The organism is Helicobacter anatolicus, assembly GCF_021300615.1.
Taxonomy (GTDB): Bacteria; Campylobacterota; Campylobacteria; order Campylobacterales; family Helicobacteraceae; genus Helicobacter_H; species Helicobacter_H anatolicus.
In genome coordinates this window covers 145,816-161,314 of sequence record NZ_JAJTMY010000001.1, presented here as the reverse complement: position 1 = coordinate 161,314, position 15,499 = coordinate 145,816, and the positions used below count along the sequence as shown (strand labels likewise).

Below are 15,499 nucleotides of genomic sequence, written 5' to 3'. Positions count from 1 at the left end.
TTCAGCTCCGCACTATTTCTTGCAATGTTTCAAAATCCAACTCTTCTTTTTCCAAAAGTCTTTGATTGATTTTTGCTATTACATCTTTATAAGGTTTTAATTCTTCCAAAAATTCTCTCTCACACTGCACTAATTCCAAATCCATATGATATTTTTCTGCTTCTTTAATAATAGATTTTGCATGCCCTAAGTCTATATCTCCAAGTGTATAGCGCTCATTCTTTAAAAGCATTAGCCCAAGCATACCACTCAAATAAAATTTAATTTTTTTCTTCAAATAACTTTGAGATAAGATCGAACTATCATTTAAAATCAAAAAGTCTCCTATCAATGTCACTTTTTCATACTCCAATTCAAGCAAATAGGCACCCAAAGCTTTTGAACTCTGATAAATCCCCATAAGTTCTCTTTGTTCCAAATCTGTATAAGAATACATTTTTTTTCCTGAAAAAACTTTATCCTTAATCGCCAAAACATCCTCTTGTTGGATTTTATCTCTCCTCTGTTTTAAAGCATGTATCGCAGCTTCATTAACAAGAGATGCCAAAGTAGCTCCACTAAATCCCACACAAATTCTAGCAATCCCATCAACATCAAGTTCATGATTTTTATCTCGCAAGTGCACAAACAAAATTTTTTTTCGATCCTCAAGGTTAGGTAATTCCAAAAATACTTTTTTATCAAAACGCCCACTTCTTAAAAGTGCTTCATCTAAAACCTCTACTCTATTTGTAGCACCAATCACCACAATGCCACTATTTTTATCAAAGCCATCCATTTGTACCAAAAGCTCATTTAGTGTAGATTCTCGCTCATCACTTCGATTAGCCCCACCTCTAGCCTTTCCTAAAGCATCAATCTCATCAATAAAAATAATTGCAGGAGCATTTTTTTTTGCAGCAGAAAAAAGCTCCCTCACTCTTTTTGCTCCCATTCCTGTATAAATTTGCACAAAAGAAGTGCCGCTCTGGTAAAAAAATGGAACTCCCGCTTCTGTTGCCACAGCCTTTGCAATCAAGGTTTTTCCTACCCCCGGTGGTCCTACCAATAAAACACCTCTAGGAATCACTATTCCCATATCTTGATATTTTTTTGTATTTTTTAAAAAATCAATTACATCAAAAAACTCTTCTTTTACCGCACTCACACCAGCTACATCTTCAAATCTCACATCAGATTCTATAGGTCTGATTTTATTATAATCCTCTTCTTTATTTTTTAATTGTACGAAATCTTTTTTTTCTCTCCTTCTTTTTTTCCACAAAACTCCACCTAAAACCACTACAAAAACAAGAAAAATTACATACACTCCTTGATAATCCCCTCTACTTGAGATTCTTAAATTTTTTAATGTTTCTGTATCTAAAACTTCTTTATATACATGGTACATTTTTTTATTTACCTGAAAATAGAGATATTTAGAATCCATTTGCGCATCAAGCACTAAATCCATTTGTACCAATTGTTGAAATTTTTTTGCACTCACCAAAATACTACGATCGCGTAAAAACAATATCGCAAACAACAAAATCACAATACCGATGCCAACAATTCCGATATATAAACTCTTAGATTTCTGCACTATTTCCCTTTATTCCTATCTCATATGTGGTTAAATTTATCCAATTATTCTTTAAGTATTGCTGACTTTTTATTTTAATTCTATTAAAAAATTGATCCAAACCATTATAGATTCCGCCCTCTCCACTTTCTACCAAAACTTGCAATTCTTTTCCAATCATTTTTTTTCTAAATTCCAAATTTTTTTGCATAATCAAATCATTAATCTGATGCAAGCGTGCCTTGGCCACATCTCCGTGAATTGTATTTTTCATTTTTGCAGATGGAGTATTATCACGCACAGAATAAATAAAAGGATGAATATGTGTCAAAGGCAAGGCTTGTAAATTTAAAAATGCTTCATTCCATACATCATCTGTCTCTCCAGGATGCCCCACAATAAAATCTGTCCCAATAGCAAAACCCTTATTTGCAATTTTTTCCAAAAGTTCTCTATCGGTTTTTACACGATTGTGACGATTCATAATTTTAAGCATTTGATCTGAGGAATGCTGTAATGCAATATGTAAATGACGCTCCAAAAATTCAGATTCCAAAAGTTCTAAAAACTCTTCATCAATTTGGCTTGGCTCTAAACTTCCTACACGAATACGCTTAATACCATTAATTTTAGCAATCTCTTTAATTAGCTTTGCAATACTACTTCCCAAATCCTTGCCATAACTCCCAACATTTGTACCTGTTAAAACAATCTCACTTACCCCATTTTGTGCCAAAACTTCTACTTGTTGTAAAACTTTATCTTGCATATAACTGCGTGCCACTCCTCTTACCGCAGGGATAATACAATAACTACACGCAAAATCACAACCCTCTTGCACCTTAATAAAAGCACGCACCTTGCCAACAAACTCACTCACCAAAGTTTTATCAATATGATTTGCATTGCTAGATTCTTCATAAAAAAATCGTTGAGATTCCTGTAAAAATTTGTCGATATTTTCTTTATATGTATGTCCAAAACTTCCAAAAATTAGATTTTTATCAAAAAGTTGTTTTCCTTGTGTCTTTACACCGCACCCTGTAAAATAAATTTTTTTTCCACTACGATAAATCTTGTTTACATAACTTCTCACGCCAGCATCAGCACCATTTGTAACTGTGCAAGAATTCACAACTACAATATCTGCTTCATCCTCATTTTCTGTTACCACAAAATTTTTAATATTCTCACGCATCACCTGTGTATCAAAAAGATTTGTCCTACATCCAAAAGTTTTAAAATATACTTTCATTAATTCACCTCTATTGGATATTTATCCGCTTTTTTATTACCAAAACCATCTGTACCATCTTTTACCAATTTTGTTGTTGTATAAGCGATAGAAATATCAGGCTCTTTTAAAAGTCTCTCCACAATCTCCATAGAAATCGTGCTTCTAAGTCCTAAAGTAGCATAAGCGTTAGTTTGATACCAAACAGAAATTTTTACACCATTATTTTCTAAAAGACTAAAAGTTTTAGGTTCAACATTTGCGTTTCTCAAAGAATAACGATTGCGCATTTTATTAAGCTGCTTTCTTGTAATTTCTGCATATCCTTTGGAATATTTTGTAGCCACCTCGTTTGCAATTTCACAAGCCCTAGCAATATTGCTATCAAAAGTAATAGTAAAGTCTACACCATCCCAAACCGTTTTCATCCCACCATGCGTATAATTTGAAAACATTGTCGTAAAAATATAGTTATTAGGAACAAAAATAATCCTTCCTGCGCGCCTTGTATCAAGAAAGGTGGTTAGTGTGACATCTTCATAAAGTGTAATCCTAAGGATTGAAATATCCAAAACATCGCCAACATATGTACTTCCATCTTTAGTTACACGAATTCTATCACCTACATGCACACTTCCACCAATTGTGATAACAAACCATCCTAAAATACTCATAAACAAGTCTTTCATAGCGATTGCAAGACCCGCAGAGGCAAATCCTAGCACCGCTACTAAATAGGTAACGTTTTCTAAATATGCAAAAAGTAAAATTAAGATAATTACCGTGATATTAAAAAAATTAATAATTTTTGATGCTACATAAGCACGCTCATTATCCTGGATATATTTACGCGTAAAAACCTTGAAGGTAATCGCTATTCCTATACTGACTAAAATCGCAACAATAATATAAATTACCTTAAAAATTTGTCCTTTGATTTGTAAGGAAATTTTATAAGAGATTTCATCACTCTCTTTTGTATACACATCAATTGTTGTTTCTAAAATATCTTCAGCAGATTGCAATTCTAAGATTTTTGTCTGCAATTGATAATATTGATTTTTATTTGCCTTAGAATCCAAGTGATATACCTCTTGCAATAAATCAAATTTTTTCTTCAAAATCTCCAATGCTCCTTGCAAACTATGCAAACGCCTTGTAAGATTTTTTTCTTGATTTTCTAAATTCTTTACAAACCCAAACCCTCCTATAATTGCAATTGGATTTGTAATATCGGGTATTTCTGGAATCTCTGGCTTTTTCAAAAGATCTTTAAAGGGATTATCTTTAAAGGCACTAAGCAAAGCTAATTGTTGTTGCAAAGTTTCAATTTGTGTTTCAATCTGTTGGATTCTAAAACCATTATCACGAGAATTTGGCAAATTTCTGTATTTTTTTAATTCCTTTTCAAGATCGTTGATTTGTGCACCCACCTTATTATAGTTTTCAAAATTTGCATATTTTTTAATCCAAATATTATTATTAAACTGAATATCTTTGTCAAAATTCTCAATCTGCCTTGTTAGTTCTTCTAATCGTTCTTGCTTTTGCTTAGTATCCTGTGCAAACAAAAAACTCCCCAATACCATTATTGTAAATACTATTTTTTTCAAGAAAACTCTCCCAAAACTTCCATGATTCTATCTTTTGCAATATCATTACAAATCCGCACATTGCCAATTCCATCAGGCAATACAAAATGTAATTTTTGATTTTGTGTTTTTTTATCAAGAAAAAACTTTTGATAAAAAAGCTCTGTGTTTTTAATTTCATAATGCAAGGCCAAACCATAAGTTTGCAATAATTGAAAAATACGATCTTTTTCTTGCAATGTAAGCAACCCTTCTTTATATGCCAAAACATTTGCCATCAAAATACCCATAGCCACTGCTTCACCATGTAAATATTTTTTATATTCTGTCTCTAACTCAATCACATGACCAAAAGTATGTCCATAATTTAACCCTGCTCTCACACCTCTTTCTTTTTCATCCTTAGCAACAACTTTAGCTTTTAAGGCTACACTTTTTTGTACAGCTTTTTGCAAATCTTGTGGATTTTTCAAATCACACTTTTCTAAAAATGCAAAAAATTCAAAATCAAAACATACTGCAATTTTAATAATCTCTGCAATTCCTGATATAAATTCTCTTGTAGGCAAAGTTTGTAAAAAATCTGTATCAATATACACTGCACTTGGCTGATGAAAAAGCCCTACAAGATTCTTACCATATGTAGTATTTATCCCTGTTTTACCCCCTACAGAAGCATCAACTTGCGCTAAAAGCGTTGTAGGAATATTAATAAATGCAATGCCTCTTTGATAAATTCCACTTGCAAATCCAACAATATCACTAATCACCCCACCCCCTAGTGCAATCATTACAGATTTACGATCTAATTGTTTTTGTAAGGCAAAATCTATGATTTTTTGCAAAGTAACAAAATTTTTATTCTCTTCCCCATCATCTAAAAGCAATATACTAAGATCTTGATGTGTAATTTTTGACATAACCCTATCAAGATGCAATCCCCCTACCACATGATTTGTCACCAACAAAACTTTACTATATTCACCAAGTTCTAGTTTTTCTAATATACCAAAATTGATTACATATCTTTCTGTCTGTGTGCTTATTTCAATTTTAGTGCTCATCTAGTTTCTCCAACACAGGGATGAAAATTTGCGGATGTTCTTCTGACATAAAAGAAATTTTTTCTATCCTTGTGGAAAGAAAATTAATAAAATTCATACCCCCTGCAATACAACGCTCAAAAGGTAAAAAATGCAAAACTGGTTCTTTATGCTCCCTAAGATACACAATAGGATTTTTTGTATTCGTCTTATTAACCAAAACTTTTTTATCGTAAATTCTTGAGAGATTTTGATACTCTCTTACCATTTCATCTTGATGGTTTTTATCAGGCTCAAAATCATAAATTGTAATATCAAGATTCATTTGCATGGAAATATCAAAAATCACAGAAGAAAGATTTTCTCCTTGATTCATATCTTCATTAAGCACCACAAGACTGGTTTTAGCATGTGCAATATCTTTATAGCTTGTTTTAAATACAGGCACTCCACTTGCAAATAATACTCTCCTCACCTTCTTTTGTCTAAAAAGTTTAGGGTTAATAACTAATAAGCCAATTTTTAGCTTTTGGTGCTTTTTAAAAGCTTCACAAAAATCTTCCCCTTGATAATTAAAAATTACACTCACATCTTTTGTATCCACTGCCTTTATCTCTCGTATAATATCCATATCACTTGGGTGTAACACATAAATATATAATCGCGTATTTCGCAATTGATTGTGCAAATAAATAGCTTGAGAAATATCATGCATCAATTCATTAAAATCCTGTTTAATCATATCGATATAAAGATAAATATCCTTTCCAAATGGAGCTGGAAACTGCCCCATATCACTTTTTACTTGACGATATACCGTAGTAAGCACCTTTGGATCCCCAACTACAAGCAAAGTATCTGTGGGTTGGATTGTCAAAGAATAATTGCTCAAAATAAATTCATTATGACGATAAATCCCTGCGATACGATAATCTTTTTGATGAATTGAACCGATGTGTCGATAAGCATAAGCACTGCCAAATGGCACATTAATCTCCATTACTTCACCCACACCAAGTCCAAATCCCTGAGGTATCAAGGGAACATTGGGCAATTTTGCAATCATTGCACCAGAAATCAAAACAGATTCATCGATCAATAAAGTTTTTTCATGATCATAATCCCTAGCTTCTTCTTTATGTCGCACATCTACAATAATTCTCATATCCTTATATGCATTTCGCACAATATCATAAACCACCTTACGCTCTTTAAGATCCTGCATTAAAATAAAACAATCGCTCACCTCAGGATCCAAAACACCCAAAAGCCTAAAAGATGAAGTTGCATCAAAAATATGAAAACTAAAACTACTGGGGATTTCTTCTGGAATCATTGTTTCATCATTGCTAACAATAATATAAGTATTATTACTAAAATATTTTTCCAACACAACTTGTAAAAAATTTTTTGCTACAATTCCATCTAAAATTAAGACAACTTTTTTCACCAAAAACCCCTTAGTAAAATTAATAGAATATATTATACCAAAGTCAAGGTTTTTAATATGGATTTTAAAATTGATAAAATAGATAATTCTGCACGCGCTACCACAATACAAACTGCACATTCCACGATACTCACTCCAATTTTTATGCCCGTAGGTACGCAAGCATGTGTAAAAGGGTTAGATTTTATAGATCTCACCACACATCTCCAAACCAAAATTATTTTAGCAAATACCTATCATCTTTACCTTCGACCAGGGGATAAAATTATTAGGGATTTAGGAGGGCTGCACCATTTTAATAAATACCCAAACAGCTTCCTTACAGATAGTGGCGGATTCCAAGCCTTCAGTCTTGGGGATACAAAAAAACAAGATGATGGCATACTTTTTAAATCCCATATTGATGGTAGCAGGCATTTTTTCACACCCAAAAAAGTCTTAGATATTCAATATAACCTTAATAGCGATATTATGATGGTGCTTGATGATCTCATTGGTCTTCCTGCACCAAAAGATAGAATCCTCCAATCTATCAAAACCACAACCAGATGGGCAAAACAAAGCTTAGAATATCATCAAACTATTAAAAAAAATACAGATAGACAAAACAATCTTTTTGCAATTATTCAAGGAGGTAGCGACAAAGAAATGCGCGAACAAAGCGCTAAAGAACTTTGTGCCATGGAAGGGTTTGATGGTTATGCAATCGGGGGGCTTGCAGTAGGTGAAAGTGCTGAAGAAATGTATGCAAGTATTGAATATGTCAACGCATACACACCAATCCATAAACCACGCTATCTTATGGGTGTAGGCACACCAGAAAATTTAATTGAAGCTATTGATCGCGGGGTAGATATGTTTGATTGTGTAATGCCTAGCCGCAATGCAAGAAATGGTAGTCTATTTACAAGTTTTGGAAGATTAAATATCAAATCTTCACAATACAAAACACAAGATATTGCTTTAGATCCTGCATGCACATGCTACACATGCCAAAATTTTTCTCGTGCTTATTTACACCATCTTTATCGTGCTAATGAAATCACTTATTTTCGTTTAGCAACCTTACACAATCTCCATTATTACCTTACCTTAATGAAAGAAGCAAGAGAGGCGATTTTGCAAGAAAAATACCAAAACTTCAAAAAAACATTTTATGCCAAAAGAGAGTCTTCTTTTTAAGACAATCTTTTTTTTTATTTTTATAATTACTCATAGTTTTATTCAAATTACAAATCACATCTTCTACTTATTGTTTATTTTTTCCAAGATATTGGAACACAAAAATAATAAATCCTTGCTTATTTTTACTAAGTTTCAGCTTTTAAAAAACCTCAAGAAGCATTACTTCGCCCCTCTTAATTTAATTTTTAACTATAATCACAAAAAAATATTTATCTATTCCTCAAATCAAAAAGATTTAAAAATTAATATTAAAAATTATTCTTAAAATGTTATAATCATTAGAATTATTCTTAAAATTACTAATTAGGATTCTTCAATATGGAATTTTTGAGACTTTATCTAGACTATATTATTTTTTCTATACTTGGTTTTATGGGTTTTATTGTTATTTGGTTTAGCGTTGAGCGTTTTTTATTTTTCAAAAAAATTGATCTTAAAGCTTTTAAATCCCTAGATTCCCTTGAAGAATCCCTCACAAAACATATGACTGCAATTTATATTATTTATTCTAATGCCCCTTATATCGGATTACTTGGTACTGTTGGTGGAATTATTGTAACTTTTTATGGTATGAGTTTAGGAAGTGATATTGATGCTAAAAAAATTATGGCTGATCTCTCTTTGGCACTGGAAGCGACAGGAGCGGGGCTTTTGGTTGCTATACCTGCATTAATGCTTTATAATATTCTATTAAGAAAAATTGATCTTATTATCAATAAATACAAGGCAATACATCATGAAAATTAAAAGAGGTGAAGGGCTAAATATCGTTCCATTTATCGATATTATGCTTGTTTTGCTAGCAATTGTGCTTAGCATTTCTACTTTTATTGCGCAAGGAAAAATTAAAGTGGAAGTTCCACAAGCAGATTCTGCACAACAATCTCAAGAAGAAAAACACGTAGTAATCACAGTAGATTCAAATAATTTTATTTATCTCGATGATAAACCTATAGAATTCCATCAACTCAAAGATTCTATAGCAACAGTAGATGCCAAAACTTTAATTGAACTTAAAAGTGATAAGGAATCTAAATTTGAAATTTTTGTCAAAATTCTAGATATCTTGAAGGAAAAAAATCATGAAAATTTTGCAATTTCTACAAGAAAAGATTAAACAACCAAATATCATAGGATTTATTTGCGCAGGGGCAATTTATCTTACTATTTTTCTTGTATTTTTTGATTTTAATGCTTCAAAAGTTATCAGTGTTCAAGAAAATGGCAATCATACAATCACCATGAAAGTTGCGAGCGTTAATAGCGGAGGCAATCAAACAAATTTTTCAAAAGCACCCCCTAAACAAGAAAAACCTAAACCTAAGAAAAAAAAGCATAAGAAAAAGCCTCAAAAAAAACCAAAAAAACAAGAAGTAGTGCCAAAAGAAACACCAAAAGAGGAAATCTCTAAGACAAATCCTCAAGAAAGTGATGAGAAACAAAAAGCATCTAATGTCACCCAAGAAGGGGCAAATGCTGAAACTCTAGCCTACAATCAAGGTATTAGTGATGAATTTTTATCTAAAATCAGAATAGCAATCTCAAATAACAATCCTTATCCAAGAATTGCAAGAATCAGGGGTTTAGAAGGTGAGGTTACTGTGGAATTTATCCTTAATATCGATGGAAGTTTAGAAGGTCTGAAAATCTTACAAAGCACTGCGGGAGAAATTTTAAACAAAACCGCGCTTAAGGCTGTTGACACTGCATCAAGATATTTTCCAATACCTAAACAAAAAGTGCGCATAAAAGTGCCTATTATTTATAGTCTTGCAAGAGGTTAATTTACCCCAGTCTTCATTATTAAACATATTCCTTGTTTTAATAATATTTTCTTGGTAAATTTTGTTTTATTTTTTTAGTCCCTATACAATATTATTTTAAAAGGTGAAAAAATATTCTTTCATCACTTTAGAAAACTTCTACTTTTAGAATTGCTATCCAAACCATATTTGCAACATTAAGCTATTATTTAAAATAATAAAATCAACACAAGAAACTAATCAAAGCTTAGTAGTATAAATATTATTAATGATAAAGAAATTTCACTTTCTATAACCACATCATGAAAATATAGATCACTACAAAAGCAAGTCTTAAAAATTTTACTTCCGTAATCAGTAAAGAATCATACTTCTCTATGCAAGCAAATTATCCTTAACATAGCTTCTATAAAAACTTAACTACCTTAATAAATTTTATTTTTCTAGGTAGTGTTATAATAATCAAACCTAGTGAATATATTTTAAAATACTATAAACACAAAAATACTTCCCTTATAAGAATAAAGATTATACTAAATCAGTTAATGGTAAACATGTAAAAACTACTTGATTAACATATCTTTAAACTACAATTTTTTTCTATCTCAACAAGGAAGATAGCATAAACAAGAACTTTTTTTGTTATAATGGAAAAAATATTATTTTCATTAGGTAGTTTTATGGATTTATCAACTCTTTTAGGAATGCTTTTGGCAATAACTTCTATTGCTGTCGGGGATATTTTAGAAGGAGGAAACCCACTTCATCTTATCCATATCAGCTCCGTTATTATTATTATCCCTACCGCTCTTTTCTCTGCAATGACAGGCACACATGCCCAATATATCAAAGCAGGATTCAAGGAAATAAAACTCATATTTGCAGGTTCAAAAGTCAATCTCAATGAAACCATTAAAACACTCATTGAATTTGCGAATTTAGCAAGAAAAGATGGAATTTTATCACTAGAAGCTAAAGTTGCACAAGTAGAAGATGATTTTATGCGTGAAGCACTTTCTATGATTATTGATGGCAAAGAAAGTAAAGCCGTAAAAGAAGATATGGAAATCCAAATTGAACAACTTGAAGAATATTATCATGGTGCCGCACACTATTGGCTAGTTGCAGGAGAATCTGCTCCAACTTTTGGACTTGTAGGTGCGGTTATGGGTCTTATGCTTGCCCTCCAAAAACTTGACAATCCCGCAGAAATGGCTGCAGGTATTGCAGGAGCATTTACTGCAACTGTTACGGGGATTATGTGTGCTTATGCAATTTTTGGTCCTTGGGGCAACAAACTTAAAGCCAACTCACATGATATTATTAAAGAAAAAACCGTTATACTAGAAGGTGTTATTGGTATTGCAAATGGCGATAATCCTAGAAATCTTGAAGCAAAACTACTAGGCTATATCACACCTGGAAATCCTAAAATTTCACAATTTGAGTAAGTAATGGCAAAGAAAAAGAAATGTCCTGAATGTCCTGCTGGAGAAAAATGGGCGGTCCCTTATGCAGACTTCCTTTCTTTATTGCTTGCGCTTTTTATTGCGCTCTATGCAATTTCTGCACAAAATAAAGCAAAAGTAGAAGCCTTAAAACTTGAATTTATCAAGATTTTTGATGCGCCACCCAAACCTGATACATTACAGCCTGTAACCCCTATCCCTCCTGATCCTGGCGATACTACAGAACTTCAAGATGGGGAAAAAACACAACAAGCTCAAGATTCTACAGCAATTAAGACAGTAGAAAATATTGTTCAATTGGAACAACTTGTACAAGAAGGTGGCGTGTTAGAGCAAATTGAACAAGGTATTACTCTACAATTACCATCTAGTTTATTTTTTGAATCTGGAAGTGCAAAGCTTATAAATAATGAAGCGAGAGATTATTTGCATAACATGGCAAATATAATTAGAAAATTTCCACCGCAAGTAAAAATCAACATTAAAGGCTACACAGATAATGCCCCTCTTCCTTATAATTCAAAATATAAAGATCATTATGTGTTAGCAGCAGAAAGAGCATTAAATGTTATGCGTACTTTAATACAAAATGGTGTTGCCCAAGATAGACTTTCGTTTACTTCATACGGTAAAAACGATCCATTATTTCCTAACACAACACTAATTAATCGTGCAAAAAACAATCGTGTAGAAATATTTTTATCAGCCGACCCAAATAGTGTACGCAATGTACAATCTATCCTTGACAGAAAGATACAATAATGCCATATATGCCACTAGAGGACTTTCTCCAAGCTACAAATCTTACAAAACAAGAAATTGAAGAAAAAACCAATCTTGTCAATGAAAACGAAAGCACTTTTATTTTTATAAAAGATGGAATTAATCTTTTTTTGCAAAAAATAGAAAATCAACTCGTAGCAATTCAAATGAATTCCAAAACCCTGGAGCCAATTTTTTTAGAAAAAACGCTACAGATTCTTACTTTTTTATACGAACAACTTATTGCACAATCTCAAACACAAGATTTAGTCTTGCAAGAAGAGAATACTCTTTTAAAAGATACGCTTTTAGAACTCCAAGAAGAAGCACAAAAAAAAGATAAATTGCTTGCTAAAAAAGAGGAAGAGTTGGAACAAAAAGAAGAAGAAATACGCTTTTTAAAACGCAAACACCAATTAATGTGGGGAAAAATAGGAAATATGGGGATGATTAAAGAATGAATGCTATGCCAAAATGCCATGAATGCATTTATAATCAAATCAAAAACACCTTGCAACTTTTTCCACATCAAGAAGAGCAAAAAATCCTACAGCAAACTTCATTGCTTTTGCGTCAATCCCCCTCTTGTCCACCTCCCAAAATAGCATACCCTATTTATAAAAATCTCGCCAAAATCACAAAACAAGAAGATATATATGCACCTATTAAAAAATCTTGTATCAAAAAAGCCTATGAAATTACCCAAGAATTGCGAAAAAAACTACAGCAATACACACAAACTAATCTACTTGAAGAAAGCATAAAAATTGCTGCTCTAGGAAATGTAATTGATTATGGTTCACAAACACAATTTTCATTTGATAATTTTGACTCTAAACTTGATTTTGCAATTTTTGATCTTCCTAATTTTCAAGAAAGGTTGCAAAATACAAGTACTCTACTCTATCTAGCCGACAATGCGGGTGAAAATCTCTTTGATGCAATCTTGATTGAAAATTTAAAAAAACTCTATCCTAGTCTTAATATCTTATATCTCACAAGAGGAAAGCCAATTATCAATGATCTCACATTTAAAGATATTACAGAAAATCCTCTATGCACGCCTATTGCACAATTTTGCACCCCAATAGATAGCACAATGCAAACACCTGGCTTTCTCTATGAAGATGCCCCACAACATATCCAACAACTTTTTAATCAAGCAGATCTAATTTTAGCCAAAGGAATGGGTAATTTTGAATGTTTAGAATCTCATAAAAAAGATAACCTCTTTTTTCTTTTCAAAATTAAATGTCAGGTTGTCTCAGATTTTCTTAAAATCCCGCTTGGGAAAATGATTTTCAAACAAAATAAAGCCTAAAATCTAAAAAATACCGATAAATTTAATTTCAAATTATCTAATTTGCCCATTACCATAGACAATATACTTACTCGTACTCAAAGCCCTAAGCCCCATAGGTCCTCTTGCATGAAGTTTTTGTGTACTGATGCCAATCTCTCCACCAAGCCCAAATTCTTCTCCATCACTAAATCTTGTAGAAGCATTCACATACACTACAGCAGAATCTATAGCTTTTAAAAATTCCTGCGCATTTGCATAATCCTTTGTAATAATAGATTCTGAATGATGAGAGCTATAAGTATTAATATGCAAAATCGCATCCTTTAAATCATCTACAATTTTAATACAGATTTTAAGATCCAAATACTCCTCAAAATAATCCTTCTGCGTAGCCAATGAAATATTTTTACCATAAGTACACACTTGATTATCCCCCACTATCTCTACACCCTCTTTTTGCAATCTCTCTATAATCTGTGGAAGAAAATCTTGTGCGATCTTTCTATGCACTAAAAGCTTTTCTGCAGCATTACACACAGAAACACGACTTGTTTTTGCATTAATAACAATATCTTTTGCCATCTCAAAATCTGCAAATTCATCAACAAAGATATGACAATTTCCTACACCCGTCTCAATCACTGGTACTTTAGAATTTTCCACTACACTTTTTATTAGCCCACTTCCACCGCGTGGAATAAGCACATCAATAAGCCCATACAACCCCATCAAAAACTTCGTACCCTCTCTATCTGTATTTGTAATCAATTGCACACAATTTTTAGGAATTTTTGTTTGTTCTAAGGCTTTTTTAACAATTTCTACAATTGCCTTATTTGTATTTAATGCCTCCTTACCACCTTTTAAAATTACTGCATTTGATGTTTTTAGACACAAAGCTATTGCATCGCAAGTTACATTTGGACGCGCTTCATAAATTATCCCTACCACTCCTAGCGGAACAATTTTTTGACCAATTTGCAAACCATTTGGCATAATATTAAGATTCTCTACATTACCAATAAAATCCTTAAGAGAAATAATTTTTTCAATCCCTTTAATGCTTGCAAAAATCCTCTCTTCTCCAAAACTCAAACGATCCAAAAACGCTTGCGATTTTCCTACTTGTTCTTTTAAATCCCTTTGATTTGCCTTTATAATCTGCACTCTATTTTCACACAGTGCTTGTGCTATTTTTGCTAATGCAAAATTTTTTTCCTCACTTGTGACATTTAAAAGGTTATAAGCCTCTTTTTTTGCTTCTAAAACTTGCTGATAAATTTCTTCCTGATCCTTTTGCATCTCTATCCTCAAAGATTTTCACTTATCTTTTGCTACAAATAATGTCCCTACAGGTGCGCCTTTAAGTATCTCTAAAATTGCTTTTGGATTTTCACTACTTGTAAGAATCATATCACACCCATGATTTACCACCATCTGTGCAGCCTCAATTTTTGTACGCATTCCCCCTGTACCAAAATCACTTCCGCTCCCTTCTGCAGCTTTTTTAATATCCTCTGTAATTTCCTTAACACAATCTAACAACACCGCATCTTTATATATTTTTGGGTTTTTATTATAAAAACCATCAATATCAGAAAGAATAATTAACAAATCTGCCTCAACAATAAGTGCTACCACAGCAGCCAAACTATCATTATCTCCAAATCTTGAAATATTTTTAATTTCATCAATAGAAACACTATCATTTTCATTTACAATGGGAATAATTCTATGTTGCAAAAGTGTTTCGAAAGTATTACGAACATTTTCTTTGCTTCGCGGATTTTCTACCACATCTTTTGTAAGTAGAATCTGCCCTATACCATATCCATACTCACCAAACATTTTAGAATAAATCTGCATCAAAACTACTTGCCCCACCGATGCACAAGCTTGTTTTTCTTGCACGCTTTGGGGTTTTGTATTAAAATGCATTTTTTTTCTACCTACACCAATAGCTCCAGAGGTCACCAAAATTACTTCTTTACCGCTATTAAACACATCGCTTAAAACTTGAGAAATTTTTTCAATTCGCTCAAAATTTAAATTTCCATTTTCATAAATCAAAGAAGTTGTACCGACTTTTAGCACAATTCTTTTTGCATTTTTGATCTTTTCTCTTTCCACTATAATC

General features: G+C 32.3%; 15 protein-coding genes. 8 read left to right on the top strand and 7 right to left on the bottom strand.

Annotation, left to right across the window (positions count from 1 at the left end; all coding sequences use genetic code 11):
- Nucleotide 1: 1 nt before the first annotated feature.
- Genes LW133_RS00915 through LW133_RS00895 form a run of 5 tightly spaced genes read right to left on the bottom strand, consistent with a single transcriptional unit; the run spans nt 2 to nt 6,880 of the window.
- Entirely contained in the window at nt 2-1,582 is a 1,581-nt protein-coding gene (locus LW133_RS00915; protein WP_233075541.1) for an AAA family ATPase, read from the bottom strand.
- Complete coding sequence (gene mtaB, locus LW133_RS00910) at nt 1,569-2,816, bottom strand: tRNA (N(6)-L-threonylcarbamoyladenosine(37)-C(2))-methylthiotransferase MtaB (RefSeq protein WP_233075540.1); 1,248 nt, start codon at nt 2,814-2,816, stop codon at nt 1,569-1,571. The genes LW133_RS00915 and mtaB overlap by 14 nt, the downstream gene beginning before the upstream one ends.
- Nucleotides 2,816-4,408: a mechanosensitive ion channel domain-containing protein gene (locus LW133_RS00905; RefSeq protein ID WP_332908882.1), complete on the bottom strand. Its 1,593-nt coding sequence runs from the start codon at nt 4,406-4,408 to the stop codon at nt 2,816-2,818. Before LW133_RS00905 ends, mtaB begins: the two co-directional genes overlap by 1 nt.
- Nucleotides 4,405-5,451, bottom strand: a complete 1,047-nt coding sequence (gene aroB / locus LW133_RS00900) for a 3-dehydroquinate synthase (RefSeq protein ID WP_233075539.1) — start codon at nt 5,449-5,451, stop codon at nt 4,405-4,407. The genes LW133_RS00905 and aroB overlap by 4 nt, the downstream gene beginning before the upstream one ends.
- Nucleotides 5,441-6,880, bottom strand: coding sequence for a COG3400 family protein (locus LW133_RS00895; protein WP_233075538.1), 1,440 nt, complete (start codon nt 6,878-6,880; stop codon nt 5,441-5,443). Before LW133_RS00895 ends, aroB begins: the two co-directional genes overlap by 11 nt.
- A 57-nt stretch (nt 6,881-6,937) precedes the next feature.
- Between LW133_RS00895 and tgt the strand changes: the two genes are divergently transcribed.
- The 8 genes from tgt (at nt 6,938) to LW133_RS00855 (ending at nt 13,380) form a co-directional block, all read left to right on the top strand.
- Complete coding sequence (gene tgt, locus LW133_RS00890; protein ID WP_233075537.1) at nt 6,938-8,062, top strand: tRNA guanosine(34) transglycosylase Tgt; 1,125 nt, start codon at nt 6,938-6,940, stop codon at nt 8,060-8,062.
- Nucleotides 8,063-8,383: 321 nt separating this feature from the next.
- Nucleotides 8,384-8,812, top strand: a complete 429-nt coding sequence (gene exbB / locus LW133_RS00885; protein WP_233075536.1) for a TonB-system energizer ExbB — start codon at nt 8,384-8,386, stop codon at nt 8,810-8,812.
- Complete coding sequence (gene exbD, locus LW133_RS00880) at nt 8,799-9,182, top strand: TonB system transport protein ExbD (protein ID WP_233076167.1); 384 nt, start codon at nt 8,799-8,801, stop codon at nt 9,180-9,182. Before exbB ends, exbD begins: the two co-directional genes overlap by 14 nt.
- The gene (locus LW133_RS00875) at nt 9,148-9,849 is read left to right on the top strand and encodes an energy transducer TonB (protein WP_233075535.1); all 702 of its coding nucleotides are present in this window, start codon (nt 9,148-9,150) and stop codon (nt 9,847-9,849) included. Before exbD ends, LW133_RS00875 begins: the two co-directional genes overlap by 35 nt.
- A 659-nt stretch (nt 9,850-10,508) precedes the next feature.
- Nucleotides 10,509-11,279, top strand: a complete 771-nt coding sequence (gene motA, locus LW133_RS00870) for a flagellar motor stator protein MotA (RefSeq protein WP_233075534.1) — start codon at nt 10,509-10,511, stop codon at nt 11,277-11,279.
- A 3-nt stretch (nt 11,280-11,282) separates the two neighbouring features.
- Nucleotides 11,283-12,059: a flagellar motor protein MotB gene (gene motB, locus LW133_RS00865; protein ID WP_233075533.1), complete on the top strand. Its 777-nt coding sequence runs from the start codon at nt 11,283-11,285 to the stop codon at nt 12,057-12,059.
- Nucleotides 12,059-12,520 carry a DUF3972 domain-containing protein gene (locus tag LW133_RS00860; RefSeq protein WP_233075532.1) on the top strand — a complete coding sequence of 154 codons (462 nt, stop codon included), beginning with the start codon at nt 12,059-12,061 and terminating at the stop codon, nt 12,518-12,520. Before motB ends, LW133_RS00860 begins: the two co-directional genes overlap by 1 nt.
- On the top strand, nt 12,517-13,380 hold the full coding sequence (locus LW133_RS00855; RefSeq protein WP_233075531.1) for a damage-control phosphatase ARMT1 family protein: 864 nt from the start codon (nt 12,517-12,519) through the stop codon (nt 13,378-13,380). The genes LW133_RS00860 and LW133_RS00855 overlap by 4 nt, the downstream gene beginning before the upstream one ends.
- A gap of 33 nt (nt 13,381-13,413) precedes the next feature.
- Here the strand turns inward: LW133_RS00855 and LW133_RS00850 are convergent, their stop codons facing one another.
- Both LW133_RS00850 and proB read right to left on the bottom strand, forming a co-directional pair.
- Entirely contained in the window at nt 13,414-14,664 is a 1,251-nt protein-coding gene (locus LW133_RS00850; protein ID WP_233075530.1) for a glutamate-5-semialdehyde dehydrogenase, read from the bottom strand.
- Nucleotides 14,665-14,682: 18 nt separating this feature from the next.
- Complete coding sequence (gene proB / locus LW133_RS00845; protein WP_233075529.1) at nt 14,683-15,492, bottom strand: glutamate 5-kinase; 810 nt, start codon at nt 15,490-15,492, stop codon at nt 14,683-14,685.
- Nucleotides 15,493-15,499: the final 7 nt, after the last annotated feature.

Coding starts and splice junctions, on each gene's coding strand:
- LW133_RS00855 (WP_233075531.1), top strand. CDS start 12,517: ATGAATGCTATGCCAAAATGCCATGAATGCATTTATAATCAAATCAAA.
- motB (WP_233075533.1), top strand. CDS start 11,283: ATGGCAAAGAAAAAGAAATGTCCTGAATGTCCTGCTGGAGAAAAATGG.
- LW133_RS00875 (WP_233075535.1), top strand. CDS start 9,148: ATGAAAATTTTGCAATTTCTACAAGAAAAGATTAAACAACCAAATATC.
- aroB (WP_233075539.1), bottom strand. CDS start 5,451: ATGAGCACTAAAATTGAAATAAGCACACAGACAGAAAGATATGTAATC.
- mtaB (WP_233075540.1), bottom strand. CDS start 2,816: ATGAAAGTATATTTTAAAACTTTTGGATGTAGGACAAATCTTTTTGAT.
- exbB (WP_233075536.1), top strand. CDS start 8,384: ATGGAATTTTTGAGACTTTATCTAGACTATATTATTTTTTCTATACTT.
- LW133_RS00860 (WP_233075532.1), top strand. CDS start 12,059: ATGCCATATATGCCACTAGAGGACTTTCTCCAAGCTACAAATCTTACA.
- tgt (WP_233075537.1), top strand. CDS start 6,938: ATGGATTTTAAAATTGATAAAATAGATAATTCTGCACGCGCTACCACA.
- motA (WP_233075534.1), top strand. CDS start 10,509: ATGGATTTATCAACTCTTTTAGGAATGCTTTTGGCAATAACTTCTATT.
- LW133_RS00850 (WP_233075530.1), bottom strand. CDS start 14,664: ATGCAAAAGGATCAGGAAGAAATTTATCAGCAAGTTTTAGAAGCAAAA.